Consider the following 12,756-nt stretch of genomic DNA (forward strand, 5'->3'; position numbering starts at 1 on the left):
GTCACGCTCCCTTGCGCATGCCGCGCAGCTGGACGACGTAGGCGATGACCATCGTGATCAGGCCCATGACGATGGCGACCGTCGCGGAGTAGTTCTGCTGCTGGCCCGAGAAGGACAGCGAGTACGTGTAGAGGTTCGGGGTGTAGTCGGTGGTGATGGCGTTGGGCGCGAGGTTCTGCAGGATGCTCGGCTCGTTGAAGAGCTGGAAGCTGCCGATGATCGAGAAGATCGTCGCGATGACCAGCGCGCCGCGGATCGCGGGGAGTTTGATGGCCGTGATGACGCGCAGCTGACCGGCGCCGTCGATCTCCGCGGCCTCGTACAGGGAGTGCGGGATGACGCGGAGCGCCGAGTAGAAGATCAGCATGTTGTAGCCCACGAACTCCCAGGTGACGATGTTGCCGATCGAGGCGAGGACCAGGCCGGGTGAGAGCGGGTCGGGCAGCGAGACGCCCAGCGCGTCGTTGATGTCACCCACCAGCCCGAAGCGGGTGCCGTACATGAAGCCCCACATCAGCGAGGCCACCACGGCGGGCACGGCATAGGGCAGGAAGACGGAGATCCGGAAGAAGTCCTTGCCGTACAGGCGGCCGCTGTCCAGGGCGAGGGCCACGAGCAGGGCGATGCCCAGCATGATCGGGACCTGGACCGCGAGGAACAGCGAGACGCGCCCGAGCGAGGCCCAGAACTGGGCGTCCGTCAGGGCCTGTTGGTAGTTGTCGAGGCCCACGAACGTGGTCCCGCCGATGAGTTGGTCGCGGAAGAGGCTGAGGTAGACCGAGTAGGCGAGGGGAGCGAGGAAGACCAGGGCGAAGACCGCCACGAAGGGGCCGATGAATCCCCAGCCCGTCCAGGAACGGCGGTTCCCCGGTGCCGGGGGCCGGGCGGGACGCCGCTTCGCGACCCCCTGCAGGTGAAGCGTCGTCATGTCGTTCCTCGCTCGTCCATCTCGGAGCCGGCGTCACGTGGCGCGATGTTTGCGTAAACATCGCGGTGTGACAAGGGCCTTGGCCGAGTGCCGCAGGGTGTTATGTTTACGTAAACATTCAGTGGCGGAATGTCTACACTGCCCCGATGGCGACGGTCAAGGGTCGTCGGAGAAGACTGATGCGGACGCGGCGAGGGAGACAGTGGAAGCACGAGCGGGAGCACCAGGGAATACGTCGGCGAGCGGCACCCGCGGGGAACGGGAGCGGGTCCAGGGCGAACGGGAAGGGGCCGCGCGCCGCGGCCAGAGCGCGTCCATGGCCGACGTGGCCCGCCTCGCCGGCGTCTCCTCGCAGACCGTCTCCCGTGTCTCCAACGGGTTTCCGGGCGTCAACGAAGAGACCCGGCAGCAGGTCCTCGCCGCCATGAAGGAACTCGGCTACCGGCCCAACAGCGCGGCCCGCGCCCTCAAGCGCGGTGAGTTCCGCACGATCGGCCTGATCACCTTCACCCTCTCCACCACCGGCAACGTACGCACCATCGACGCGATCGCCACCTCCGCGGCACAGGAGGGGTACGCCGTCACCCTGCTCCCCGTCGCAGTCCCCACCCAGGACGAGGTGCGGGGCGCGTTCTCCCGGCTCGGGGAACTCGCCGTCGACGCGGTCATCGTCATCATGGAGAAGCACCTCCTCGACGCGGCGGCCCTCTCCCTGCCGCCCCACGTCCAGGTCGTCGTGGCCGACTCGGACGCGGGGGACCGCTACACCGTGGTCGACACCGATCAGGCGGGCGGCACGCGCGACGCCGTCCGGCATCTCCTCGACCTCGGCCACCGGACCGTCTGGCACCTCGCGGGGCCCGAGGACTCCTATGCCGCGCAACGCCGCGCCGACGCCTGGCGGGCGACGCTCGAAGAGGCCGGGTGCGCCCCGCCGCCCCTCGTGCGCGGCGACTGGTCGGCGGAGTCGGGATACCGGGCGGGGCTCGGCATCGCCGACCGCGAGGACTGCACGGCGGTGTTCGCGGCCAACGACCAGATGGCCCTCGGCCTGCTGCGCGCCCTGCACGAGCGTGGCCGCAAGGTGCCGCAGGACGTCAGCGTCATCGGCTTCGACGACATCCCCGAGTCCGGCTCGTTCCTGCCGCCCCTGACCACCGTCCACCAGGACTTCGCCGAAGTGGGACGCCGCTGCGTCGAGGGCGTCCTGCGCCAGATGCGGCAGAGCACGCCCGAGCGCGGCACCACGCTCGTGCCCACGCGGCTCGTCCTGCGCCAGAGCACCGCACGCCCTCCCGCCGGTTCCCGCTGAGTCCGCTGATCGCGCGCTACCGGCCACAACCGGGGGAAGGTGGACAGGGCAAGGACATCGTGCGAGGCCGGAGGTTCCCATGAACGGCGGCGACAACGGCGACGGCGGCAGCAGCGACAGCGGCGAAGGCGCGCGGCGGCTGCGCTGCCTGGTGACCGGGGCGACCGGATACATCGGGGGGCGGCTCGTCCCCGAGCTGCTCGACGCGGGGCACCAGGTGCGGTGCCTCGCCCGCTCGCCCGAGAAGCTGCGCGACTACCCCTGGGCCGGGCGGGCCGAGGTGGTGCGCGGCGACGCGTCCGACGCCGGGTCCGTCGGCGCGGCCATGCGGGACATCGACGTCGCGTACTACCTCATCCACGCGCTCGGCACCGGATCGGGCTTCGAGGAGACGGACCGCAAGACGGCCCGGATCTTCGCCGAGCAGGCCCGCGCCGCCGGTGTGCGGCGCATCGTGTACCTGGGCGGACTCACTCCCGACGACGTCCCGGAGGAGGAGCTCTCGCCACACCTGCGGTCACGGGCCGAGGTGGGCCGGATCCTCATCGAGTCCGGCGTGCCGACCACCATGCTCCGCGCCGCCGTCATCATCGGCTCCGGCTCCGCGTCCTTCGAGATGCTGCGCTACCTCACCGAGCGCCTGCCGGTCATGGTCACGCCGAGCTGGGTGAGCACCAGGATCCAGCCGATCGCCGTGCGCGACGTCCTGCGCTACCTGGTCGGCAGCGCCACCATGCCCGACGAGGTCAACCGTGCCTTCGACATCGGCGGCCCCGACGTCGTCACCTACCGCGAGATGATGAGCCGGTACGCGGCCGTGGCGAAGCTGCCCCACCGCCTCATCCTGCCGGTGCCCATGCTGACCCCGCGTCTCTCCAGCCACTGGGTGGGCCTGATCACCCCCGTACCGGCCTCGATCGCCCGGCCGCTCGCGGAATCGCTGCGCTACGAAGTCATCTGCCACGAACACGACATCGCCCGGTACGTGCCCGACGCACCCGGCGTCCCGATCGCCTTCGACCGTGCGCTCGCCCTGGCCCTCGAACGCGTGAAGGACGCCCAGGTCAGCACCCGGTGGTCGTCCGCGTCGGTGCCCGGCGCCCCCAGCGATCCGCTGCCCACCGACCCCGACTGGGCGGGCGGCAGCCTCTACAGCGACCAGCGGGAACAGACCGTGGACGCCTCGCCGCAGGCCCTGTGGCGCGTCGTGGAAGGCGTGGGCGGCGACAACGGCTGGTACTCCTTCCCGCTCGCCTGGGCGGTGCGCGGCTGGCTCGACCGGTTCGTCGGCGGGGTCGGCCTGAGACGGGGACGCCGTGACGCCCAGCGGCTGCGGGTGGGGGACCCGCTGGACTTCTGGCGGGTCGAGGAGATCGAACCGGGACGGCTGCTGCGGCTGCGGGCCGAGATGCGGCTGCCGGGTCTGGCCTGGCTGGAGATGTACGCGGAAGAGGACGACAAGGGCCGCACCCGCTACCGGCAGCGGGCGCTCTTCCATCCGCACGGCCTGCTTGGCCACGCGTACTGGTGGAGCGTCTCGCCGTTCCACGCGCTCGTCTTCGGCGGCATGGCGCGCAACATCACACGGACGGCCGAACAGCGCACCGCCAAAACCTCCGGGAAATCGTGACCCACGGGCAATCCGGCGACGCACCGGCTCCGAATCACCTCTGAAGGCGACCAGCGTCCAGGAGGATCACCGGGTGAATGAAGTGGTGCACATCAGCGGGGCTCCCTCCGCGGGACCCGATCCGGCCGAGTTGTTGAGCCGGGTGGCCCGCGGCGATCAGGAGGCCTTCACCTCGCTGTACGACGTCGTCTGCTCTCCCGTCCTGGGACTTGTGCGCACGGTGCTGCGCGACCCGGCCCAGTCCGAGGAGGTCGCTCAGGAAGTGCTGGTGGAGGTGTGGCGCAGCGCCGCCCGCTACCGGCCGGAGCGGGGGAGCGTCATGAACTGGGTGCTCACGATGGCCCACCGCAGGGCGGTGGACCGGGTGCGGTCCGTGCAGGCGTCGGCCGAGCGCGACCACAAGGCGGCGCTGCTCGAACGCACGCCGGCCTTCGACGAGGTGAGCGAGCAGGTCGAGACACGCCTGGAGCGCGAGCAGGTGCGCCGCTGTCTGCGCACCCTGACCGAACTCCAGCGGCAGTCGGTGACCCTGGCCTACTACCGGGGGCTGACCTACCGTGAGGTCGGCGAGCTCCTCTCCGTGCCGCTCGGGACGGTCAAGACCCGGCTGCGCGACGGTCTCATCCGGCTGCGCGACTGCCTGGGGGTGAGCGCATGAGCTCCGCCGATCTGCACACCCTGACGGGTGCGTACGTCCTGCACGCCCTCTCGGACGAGGAGCGCGCGGACTTCGAGCGGCACCTGCGGGAGTGCGAGGCCTGCGCCCAGGAGGTGCGTGAACTGGCCGCCACGGCAGGGCGTCTCGCCCGCGCCGTCTCGGTCACCCCGCCGGCGACCATGAAGACCGAGGTGCTGCGGAGCATCGCCACGGTCCGCCAACTGCCGCCGCACACGCCCACGCAGGGGAAGGCAACCGGCGGCAGCGGCCGTGGACGGCGTCTTTCCCGCTTCGCCCTCGCCGCGTGCCTGGCGGCCGCCGCGGGGTTCGGTGGAATCGCCGTATGGCAGCACGAGCGGGCCGACGAGGCGGGCGAACGCGCACAGGAGGCACAGCGGCAGAGCGAACAGCTGGCCCAGGTGCTCGCCGCGCCGGACGCCAAGGCCGCGACCGCGCGGCTCACCGACGGCGCCACCGGCACGGTCGTGGTCGCCAAGAGCCGCAACCAAGCGGCCTTCGTGGCGGCCAAGATGCCCGAGCCGCCGTCGGGCAAGGTCTATCAGCTCTGGTTCAACGACGACGGATCGATGCGTTCGGCCGGTCTGATGGATCCGGCCCGCAGCACCGAGGCCGTGCTCCTGGACGGCCCGGTGGACCAGGCGTCCGGCATCGGCATCACCGTGGAGCCGACCGGCGGCTCGAAGGAGCCGACGTCCGACCCGGTGGCCCTGATGAACTTCCCCACGGCATGAGGAGCCGCAGCAAGTGACCGTATCGATCGTCCTGTTCACGTCCGATCTGCGCCTGCACGACAACCCCGCGCTGCGGGCCGCGCTGAACGAAGCCGACCGGATCGTCCCGCTGTTCGTGTACGACGACGGGCTGCGGGCCACGGGCTTCGCCGTCCCGAACCGGCGTGCCTTTCTCGCCGACTGCCTGGAGGATCTCGACTCGGGGCTGCGCAAGCGCGGCGGCCACCTCGTGGTCCGCAGCGGTGATGTCGTCGACGAGGTCCGCCGGGTGGTGAAGGAGACCGGGGCCGAGCGGTTGCATGTCGCGGCCGGGGTGAGCCGGTTCGCGGCGCGGCGCGAGGAGCGGCTGCGGGCCGCGCTGGACGACACCGACTGCGAACTGGCCGTGCACGACGCGGTGGTCACGGCGGTCGCTCCGGGGGAGGTGCTCCCCGCGGGCAAGGACCACTACGCGGTGTTCACCCCGTACTACCGGCGCTGGGCGGCGGAAGGCGTACGGGATCTCCTGACCGCTCCCCGCAAGGTGCGGGTCGCGGACGTGAAGTCGGAGCCGGTGCTCAAGCGTGCGGAGATCACCGGCGTCTCACCGGGACTCGACGCCGGCGGCGAGAGCGTCGGACGGCGGCGGCTGCGGGCCTGGCTGAACGGTGGCGTCGAGGGGTACGAGGACGGCCAGGACGACGTCGCGGGCGATGCCACGTCCCGCCTCTCGCCCCACCTCCACTTCGGCACCCTGTCGGCGGCCGAAGTCATCCACGGGGCGAACCGCGAGGGCTCCCCGGGGGCGCAGGCATTCGTCCGGCAACTGGCCTGGCGGGACTTCCACCACCAGGTCCTCGCGGCCCGCCCGGACGCGGCGGCCCACGACTACCGCTCGCACGGTGACCGGTGGCGCACGAACGAGAAGGAGATCACCGCCTGGACCGAGGGGCGCACCGGCTACCCCTTCGTGGACGCGGCGATGCGACAACTGCGCCATGAGGGCTGGATGCACAACCGGGGGCGCCTGGTGGTGGCGAGCTTCCTCACCAAGACCCTGTACGTCGACTGGCGCGTGGGTGCCCGGCACTTCCTGAGTCTCCTGGTGGACGGCGACGTCGCCAACAACCAGATGAACTGGCAGTGGGCGGCGGGCACCGGCACCGACACCCGGCCCAACCGGGTCCTCAACCCCGTCGTCCAGGGCAAGCGCTTCGACCGGTACGGCCGTTACGTACGCCGCTGGCTGCCCGAACTCGCCGATGTACCGGACCGGTACGTCCACGAGCCGTGGAAACTCCCGGACGACGACCGGGCGGACGTCGACTACCCCGAACCGGTCGTCGAACTGGCCGAGGCCCGCGCCCGCTTCGAGCAGGCCCGCGGCGCCTGACGGGCCGAGGGGCGCCCGGCAACCGGAGGGGCTTGAGTGCCCGACCGGGTGAATGTGCACCTGTGACCAATCCGCGGCACGCCGGGTGACGAATTCCCTGTGTGAGCGAAGAACGGAAGACGAGGGGGCGGAGCGCACGGCCGCCCAGCCCGGAGCCCGGTGCCGACGGCGCGGGGACCGCTTCCGACGGCGCCACTGGGCGGTACCGGGTGGTGGCTCCCGTGCCCTGATGCCGTCCGCTCCCAGCCACCCCCAACGCATGTCATGCAACGACGCAAGGAGAACCCCATGTCCATGTACTCCACCCGAATCCGCCGTGCCGCGGTCGCCGTCGCCGCCGCGGCCGTGCTGCCGATCGCGCTGACGGCGTGCTCGGACAGCGGCGACAAGGACACCAAGGCCGCGGACTCCACGCCCAGCGCGAAGGCGAGCACGTCGGACGACGCCATGAAGGCGAACGAGCCGTTCGGACCCGCTTGTTCGTCCGTCCCGAAGAGCGGCGCGGGCTCCTTCGACGGGATGGCGAAGGACCCGGTCGCCACCGCCGCGTCGAACAACCCGGACCTGTCCACCCTGGTCACCGCGGTCAAGAAGGCCGGTCTTGTCGACACCCTGAACAACGCGAAGAACCTCACGGTGTTCGCGCCGACCAATGACGCCTTCGCCAAGATTCCCCAGGCCGACCTGGACAAGGTGCTCAACGACAAGGCGCAGCTGACCAAGATCCTCACGTACCACGTGGTGGGTCAGAAGCTGAAGCCGCAGCAGCTGGAGAACGGCTCCTTCGAGACGCTGGAGAAGAGCAAGCTCACCACCGCGGGCTCCGGCACCGAGTACAAGGTCAACGACACGTCGAACGTCGTCTGCGGCAACGTCCCGACGGCCAACGCCACGGTCTACATCGTCGACACGGTCCTGATGCCGAAGAGCTGACGGACACCGCCGAATGCCTGTGCCGCATCCGTCCGGGTGCGGCACAGGCATTCGGCGGTCAGGCCAGGGAAAGGAACAGCTTCTCCAGGCGGGCCCGCATCTGATCGCGGTCGCCGGTGGACCGCTCGCCCTCGGCCATGCAGTGCTGGAGTCCCGTCGCGATGATCGCGAACCCGGCCCGGTCCAGTGCGCGGGAGACCGCGGCCAGCTGCGTGATCACGTCCTCGCAGTCCCTGCCGTCCTCGATCATCTTGATGATCCCGGCGATCTGGCCCTGTGCCCGACGCAGCCGGTTCAGCACGGACTTCAGCTCGTCTGCCGCCATCTCCAGCTGCACGCCACCCACCTCCGTAAATACCCTTGGGGGTATTGTAGCCTGCTGGAGTGAGAGCCTTGGATCAACGAAAGGACACCTCCACATGACTCCCCCCACCGATCTGGCGCCCGCCGAGGCTGCCGCCCGTCTCGACCGCTACACCGTCGTCGACGTACGCACCCCCGGCGAGTACGCCTCCGGTCACCTTCCCGGGGCCCTCAACATCCCCGTCGACCATCTGCACATGGCGTTGCCGGAGCTCAAGGCCGCCGCCGCCCGCGGTGCACTCCTGATGGTCTGCGCCTCCGGAAATCGCTCGGCCTCCGCGTGCGACGAGCTGGCCGCCGCCGACATCCCCGCCGCCACCCTCGCCGGCGGCACCACCGCCTGGGCCGAACAGGGCCACCCCCTGCACCCCTCGGAGGGCGCACCGACGGCCTGGCCGATGGAGCGCCAGGTGCGGCTCGCCGCCGGGTCCCTGGTGGTCATCGGCCTCGCGGCCGGTACCCGCTTCCGGGCCGCGCGCTGGCTGGCCGCGGGCGTCGGGGCGGGCCTCGTCTACTCCGCCGTCACCGACACCTGCGGCATGGCCGCCGTCCTCGGCAGGCTGCCTCACAACCGCCCTCGCGCCGCCGACCTGCGCACCACGCTGGAAGCCCTGTAGCCGCGGGCCGGCCGCCGGGGTGGGGGGGCGCCGCTCAGTGGATGCGGCGCGCCCGGTGCCGCCGGGTGGTGAGGTGCACGTCCGCCTCCAGGACGCGGGGCGCTGCCGCCGCCCGCGCCTCGGCGACGGTGTCCCGGGCGAGCTCGCGCAGCACCGCTTCCGGGGAGCCGTCGGGGTCCAGGACCAGCGTGATGCGGGCGCGCAGCCGCCGGGGGTGTCCGAGCAGTCGTACGTGGGCGCGGGCCACGCCGTCGACACCCCGGGCGCGCTCGGCCATCGCGGAGGCCAGCGCCCTGGCGGAGAGAGTGACGCCGGGCTGCCCGAGCGGGAGCTCGCGCAGCCGGCCGCCGCGGAACTGGGCGGCGGCCCAGCACAGGAACAGGACGGCGCCGAGGGCCAGCGCGGCGATCACGACGGGCGGCCACCAGCCGTGATCACGCCACCGGCCGAGCAGCTCCTCGTCCAGCCACACCCGGTCGGCGTCGACACGGGGCACGGTCGACGGCAGCCGTTCGCGGACGGGCGTGGCCGCGGAAGCCAGTACGGCTCCCGCGAACAGGAGAACTGCCGCCGCGCAGAACAGAGTTGAGCGGTTCGTGCCGCTACGGAGTCGGCTCATCAGGGGTGCTCCTCTCCATCGCGGCAGGCTTGCTCCCGGTATCCGGCCGGGAGCCGGAGTCCGTCGGGGCGCGCCAGCCGGGTTCCGTGTTCAGCCGTACGCGCAGCCGCAGCGGCCCGGCGAGACCGAGCCCGGCGGTCGCCGCCTCGGCAGCCTCTTCCGCAGCCCGCCGCGCACCCTCCAGACCGCCGAACTCGAGCCCGGCCCGCACCCGTGCCGTACGGCGGCCGACCCTGACCCGGACCTCGCCGATGCCCGGCACGTCGGTCACGGCATCCCGCAGGAGGGCCGCCGCCGCCCGGCGGTCCAGGACCGCGCGCACACCCGGCAGCGGCGGCCTCATCGGGAGAACATCGCGACGGCCCGGCGTGACGGCGAGGACCAGCAGCCACACACCGAGCAGGAACACTCCGGCCGCCGCGAGGACGCCCATGGCCGTCCCGCTGTCCGGGCCGTGCGTGGACAGCCACTCCATCACCTCGGCCCGCCACCGCGCGGGAGCGTGCCCGGCGGCGTGCACGGACACCACGTCGTACAGCAGTAGCCCGCAGACCGCGGCGCCGAGCAGGGTCAACACCGCGACGGGCAGGCGGCGTTGGGCCCACGGCCGGTGAGCGCGCGGCCCGGCCGCCTCGGTGGCGGCCACCGGTGGTGCGAGCCGCTGCCCACCGGACAGACCGTGGCGTGACAGGCCCCGGACGCGGATCCGCGCCGAGGGCACCGTGAGGCCGGTGAGCCGGGCGGTGCGCTCGGCGACGTGCGAGCGCACGCTCTCGCCCGCCTCGTCGAGCTTGGCGGGGTAGGGCAGGGTCACGGTGACACCGACCCGGGCCCGGCGGCCGCGCACGGCCGCCGATCCGCCGCCGACCTCCACCGCGCCGGGCGCCAGTGCCTCCGTCGCGGCGCGCTCCGCGATGCGGCGCACCGCGCGGTCCGCGACGGTCGTCCTGCCGCGCTCGGCCGCGGGCGTGGTCATCGCCGCTCCCGGTCACGCCCGCCGAGGAAGGCGCGGAGGTCCGTGCCCTCGTCGGCGAGGCGTCCCAGGACGAAGCCGACCGCGCCGAGCGCGGCGACCAGCAGGAACGCGCCGAATCCGCCGAACCACCCGGCGAATCCCAGGGCCATGCCCGTCATCAGGCCGACCAGAGCTGTGCTCACCACTCACCTCACACCACAGAAGGGGACGTCACGGCTGAGCCCGCGTGGGGCGGGAGTGTTACTCGACGCGCGTCTCGCCGCCGGAGTCCGCGGTGTCGTCGTCGGGCAGGTGGACGTCGTTGACGGCGACGTTCACCTCGACCACCTCGAGGCCGGTGATGCGCTCCACCGCCGAGATGACGTTCTCGCGCACGTCGTGGGCGACGTCCGTGATGGGCACGCCGTACTCGACGACGATGTCGAGGTCGATGGCCGTCTGCCGCTCGCCGACCTCGACCTTCACCCCGCGGCCGACGTTCGGGCGCCCGCCGGGAACGCGGTCGCGCACGGCGCCGATGGTGCGGGACAGGCCGCCGCCCATGTCGAACACGCCGGGGATCTCGCGGGCCGCCATGCCGGAGATCTTCACCACCACGACATCCGCGATGGACGTCTTGCCCCGCGTCGCCGCCGGCTGGGCCGCGCCGGTGGCTCCGCTGACGGTGATGGCTCCCGGGGTGCTCCTGCGGGCCTCGCCGGTGAGGTGCTTCTCGGTGCTGCCGGTCGCGGCAGCGTTCGAAGTGAGGTCAGGTGTCGTCATGGTGGCATCTCCTCGTCGTCGGGGGTTTCTCGGTGGCTGTCCCTTCTCTTGCTCGGACCCGGGTACCCCGGGTCCGTTACGCGCCTCGCGGGAATTTTCCCGCCCGGCGTGTAGCGTTCCCTGGCCGCGTAACGCGGCGGTCCCTTCGTGTGTCGTAGGAGCATCACCGAAGTGAGAGGAGCCGCGTGTGCCGGGCGACCGGGGCGGAACAGCCGATGAAGCGGACGCGTCGTCGAGACGTGACGACGGACTGCTCGCGGTGCGGGCGGCGGAGGGTGACGAGGAGGCCTTCGAAACCCTCGTGCACCGCCACGCGCCCATGGCGCTGCGTCTTGCCACGCGTCTGCTCGGGAGCCGCCCGGAGGCGGAGGACGCCGTGCAGGATTCCTTCGTCAGCGCCTGGCGCAAGCTGCCGGAGTTCCGCAGGGACGCACAGTTCGGCACGTGGATCTATCGCATCGTCACCAATCGCTGCCTGAACCTGCTGCGTGCGCGGCGGCCGGTCGTGGCCCTGGACGGGCTGCCCGAGCCGGCCGCGCCGGAGCACGAGGTGTCGCCCGCGCGGGTGGCCGAGGGGCATGCCGCCGTGGCGGACCTGGCGCGGGCGATGGAGGGGCTCTCGCCGGAGCAGCGGGTGTGCTGGGTGCTGCGCGAGCTGGACGGCGCGCCGTACGAGTCCATCGCCGAGACGGTCGGCATCAGTCCGGAGGCGGTCCGCGGCCGTGTCTTCCGGGCGCGGCGCTATCTGACGGAGGCGATGGCCGCATGGCGTTGAACGGAGAGTCCGTACCGGACGACGAGCGGGAGGCGGGCTTCGGAGTGCTGCCTGAGGACGAACTGCTGCCCTGCGGGCGCGAGTTGTCGTATGTGTGGGAACAGCGGGAGGCGGGCGCGCCCGATCCCCACGCCGACGGCTGCCCGCACTGCGCGCAGGCCCTGGACGCCCTGCGGCTCCTGGAGGGCGTGGTCACGGAGGCGCGCGACACGGCGCCGCCGGAGCGGGAGCAGGACACCTCCGCGCTCGCCGCCCGTGTCATGGACGTGGTGCGTCTGGAGCTGCGGCCGGGCCGGACGCTGCCCCTGGGCGACGAGGACGAGGACGCGTGGATCGTGGAGGCCGCCGCGGCCAGAACGGTCCGGGCCGCGGCCGAATCGCTGCCGGGCGTGCGTGCGGGCAGCTGCCGCATCGGCCCGCTGGAGGAGCCCGAGTCTCCCGCACCCTCGGGGCGGCTCCCGCGCGGGCCGGTCAGGATCCGCGTCGAGGTGCAGGTCCCGTTCACGTGGAACCTGCCGGAGGTCGCGGACCGGGTGCGTCACCGGGTCATCGAGGCGGTGGACGACGAGCTGGGCATGCCGGTCGCGGTCGTCGACGTGACGATCAGCGACCTCATCGACGACGGCGATGGCGACGATCAAGCGGACGAGAGCACGGAAGGGCGGCAGCGGTGAGCGATCGAGACGTTTCGCGCGTGCTGGCGGATGCCGTCATAGAGGCGGTTCTGGCCACGCCCGGGGTCGCCTTCCTGCGGCCGGGCCTGGTGGACCTCCTGCGGTCGTCGGCCGTGCTGCGACGGGGGCTCCCCGGTACCCCCACGGGCTCCGCCGGTGTACGGGTGCGGCGCGAGAAGGGCAGCAGGGACTGGAGCGTGGACGTGTACGTCGTCGTCCACCGGGGACGGCGGACCCTGGACGTGACGCGAGAGGTGCGCTCGGCCGCGGCGAAGGCCGTCGAGCTGGTGACCGGGGAGCCGGCCGCGCCCGGGATCGCGGTCACGGTCACCGGACTCGTCTGAGCCCTCGCATCAGCCCCCGCACTCCGCCGAAGGGCGTGGTG

16 protein-coding genes are annotated in these 12,756 nt (G+C 72.1%); 10 read left to right on the forward strand and 6 right to left on the reverse strand.

Features of this window, described 5'->3' with window-relative positions; all coding sequences use genetic code 11:
• Position 1: 1 nt before the first annotated feature.
• Positions 2–928 (reverse strand): carbohydrate ABC transporter permease, encoded by a 927-nt coding sequence (locus tag OG302_RS37230; RefSeq protein ID WP_371530818.1) that lies wholly within the window; start codon positions 926–928, stop codon positions 2–4.
• A 316-nt stretch (positions 929–1,244) separates the two neighbouring features.
• Between OG302_RS37230 and OG302_RS37235 the strand changes: the two genes are divergently transcribed.
• The 6 genes from OG302_RS37235 to OG302_RS37260 all read left to right on the forward strand — a co-directional run bounded on the left by OG302_RS37235 (position 1,245) and on the right by OG302_RS37260 (position 7,585).
• Complete coding sequence (locus OG302_RS37235) at positions 1,245–2,240, forward strand: LacI family DNA-binding transcriptional regulator (RefSeq protein WP_371530819.1); 996 nt, start codon at positions 1,245–1,247, stop codon at positions 2,238–2,240.
• Between the two features lie 79 nt (positions 2,241–2,319).
• Positions 2,320–3,870, forward strand: coding sequence for an SDR family oxidoreductase (locus tag OG302_RS37240; RefSeq protein ID WP_371530820.1), 1,551 nt, complete (start codon positions 2,320–2,322; stop codon positions 3,868–3,870).
• A gap of 73 nt (positions 3,871–3,943) precedes the next feature.
• Positions 3,944–4,528, forward strand: a complete 585-nt coding sequence (locus OG302_RS37245; protein WP_371530821.1) for a sigma-70 family RNA polymerase sigma factor — start codon at positions 3,944–3,946, stop codon at positions 4,526–4,528.
• Complete coding sequence (locus OG302_RS37250) at positions 4,525–5,280, forward strand: anti-sigma factor domain-containing protein (RefSeq protein ID WP_371530822.1); 756 nt, start codon at positions 4,525–4,527, stop codon at positions 5,278–5,280. Before OG302_RS37245 ends, OG302_RS37250 begins: the two co-directional genes overlap by 4 nt.
• Positions 5,281–5,293: 13 nt before the next feature.
• A complete protein-coding gene (locus tag OG302_RS37255; RefSeq protein WP_371530823.1) occupies positions 5,294–6,652 on the forward strand; it encodes a deoxyribodipyrimidine photo-lyase in 1,359 nt (452 codons plus the stop codon).
• 294 nt (positions 6,653–6,946) lie between these two features.
• Entirely contained in the window at positions 6,947–7,585 is a 639-nt protein-coding gene (locus OG302_RS37260) for a fasciclin domain-containing protein (protein ID WP_371750350.1), read from the forward strand.
• Between the two features lie 58 nt (positions 7,586–7,643).
• On the opposite strand, the gene OG302_RS37265 is transcribed toward OG302_RS37260, so the two are convergent.
• A complete protein-coding gene (locus OG302_RS37265) occupies positions 7,644–7,922 on the reverse strand; it encodes a metal-sensitive transcriptional regulator (RefSeq protein ID WP_371530824.1) in 279 nt (92 codons plus the stop codon).
• Between the two features lie 82 nt (positions 7,923–8,004).
• Here OG302_RS37265 and OG302_RS37270 point away from each other — a divergent pair, with 82 nt between their 5' ends.
• A complete protein-coding gene (locus tag OG302_RS37270) occupies positions 8,005–8,565 on the forward strand; it encodes a rhodanese-like domain-containing protein (RefSeq protein WP_371530825.1) in 561 nt (186 codons plus the stop codon).
• Between the two features lie 34 nt (positions 8,566–8,599).
• Here the strand turns inward: OG302_RS37270 and OG302_RS37275 are convergent, their stop codons facing one another.
• The 4 genes from OG302_RS37275 to OG302_RS37290 are packed head-to-tail and all read right to left on the reverse strand — an operon-like array spanning position 8,600 to position 10,922.
• Positions 8,600–9,184, reverse strand: a complete 585-nt coding sequence (locus tag OG302_RS37275; RefSeq protein WP_371530826.1) for an alkaline shock response membrane anchor protein AmaP — start codon at positions 9,182–9,184, stop codon at positions 8,600–8,602.
• Entirely contained in the window at positions 9,168–10,160 is a 993-nt protein-coding gene (locus OG302_RS37280) for a DUF6286 domain-containing Asp23/Gls24 family envelope stress response protein (protein ID WP_371530827.1), read from the reverse strand. Before OG302_RS37280 ends, OG302_RS37275 begins: the two co-directional genes overlap by 17 nt.
• The gene (locus OG302_RS37285) at positions 10,157–10,342 is read right to left on the reverse strand and encodes a hypothetical protein (RefSeq protein ID WP_371530828.1); all 186 of its coding nucleotides are present in this window, start codon (positions 10,340–10,342) and stop codon (positions 10,157–10,159) included. Before OG302_RS37285 ends, OG302_RS37280 begins: the two co-directional genes overlap by 4 nt.
• A 58-nt stretch (positions 10,343–10,400) precedes the next feature.
• The gene (locus OG302_RS37290) at positions 10,401–10,922 is read right to left on the reverse strand and encodes an Asp23/Gls24 family envelope stress response protein (RefSeq protein WP_371530829.1); all 522 of its coding nucleotides are present in this window, start codon (positions 10,920–10,922) and stop codon (positions 10,401–10,403) included.
• A 187-nt stretch (positions 10,923–11,109) separates the two neighbouring features.
• Between OG302_RS37290 and OG302_RS37295 the strand changes: the two genes are divergently transcribed.
• Genes OG302_RS37295 through OG302_RS37305 form a run of 3 tightly spaced genes read left to right on the forward strand, consistent with a single transcriptional unit; the run spans position 11,110 to position 12,715 of the window.
• Positions 11,110–11,697: an RNA polymerase sigma factor gene (locus OG302_RS37295; RefSeq protein WP_371530830.1), complete on the forward strand. Its 588-nt coding sequence runs from the start codon at positions 11,110–11,112 to the stop codon at positions 11,695–11,697.
• Positions 11,688–12,371, forward strand: coding sequence for an Asp23/Gls24 family envelope stress response protein (locus OG302_RS37300; RefSeq protein WP_371530831.1), 684 nt, complete (start codon positions 11,688–11,690; stop codon positions 12,369–12,371). The genes OG302_RS37295 and OG302_RS37300 overlap by 10 nt, the downstream gene beginning before the upstream one ends.
• The gene (locus OG302_RS37305) at positions 12,368–12,715 is read left to right on the forward strand and encodes an Asp23/Gls24 family envelope stress response protein (protein ID WP_371530832.1); all 348 of its coding nucleotides are present in this window, start codon (positions 12,368–12,370) and stop codon (positions 12,713–12,715) included. Before OG302_RS37300 ends, OG302_RS37305 begins: the two co-directional genes overlap by 4 nt.
• The last annotated feature ends 41 nt before the right edge of the window (positions 12,716–12,756 follow it).

Origin of the sequence: Streptomyces sp. NBC_01283 (genome assembly GCF_041435335.1) — a bacterium.
In the GTDB taxonomy this organism is placed as follows: domain Bacteria; phylum Actinomycetota; class Actinomycetes; order Streptomycetales; family Streptomycetaceae; genus Streptomyces.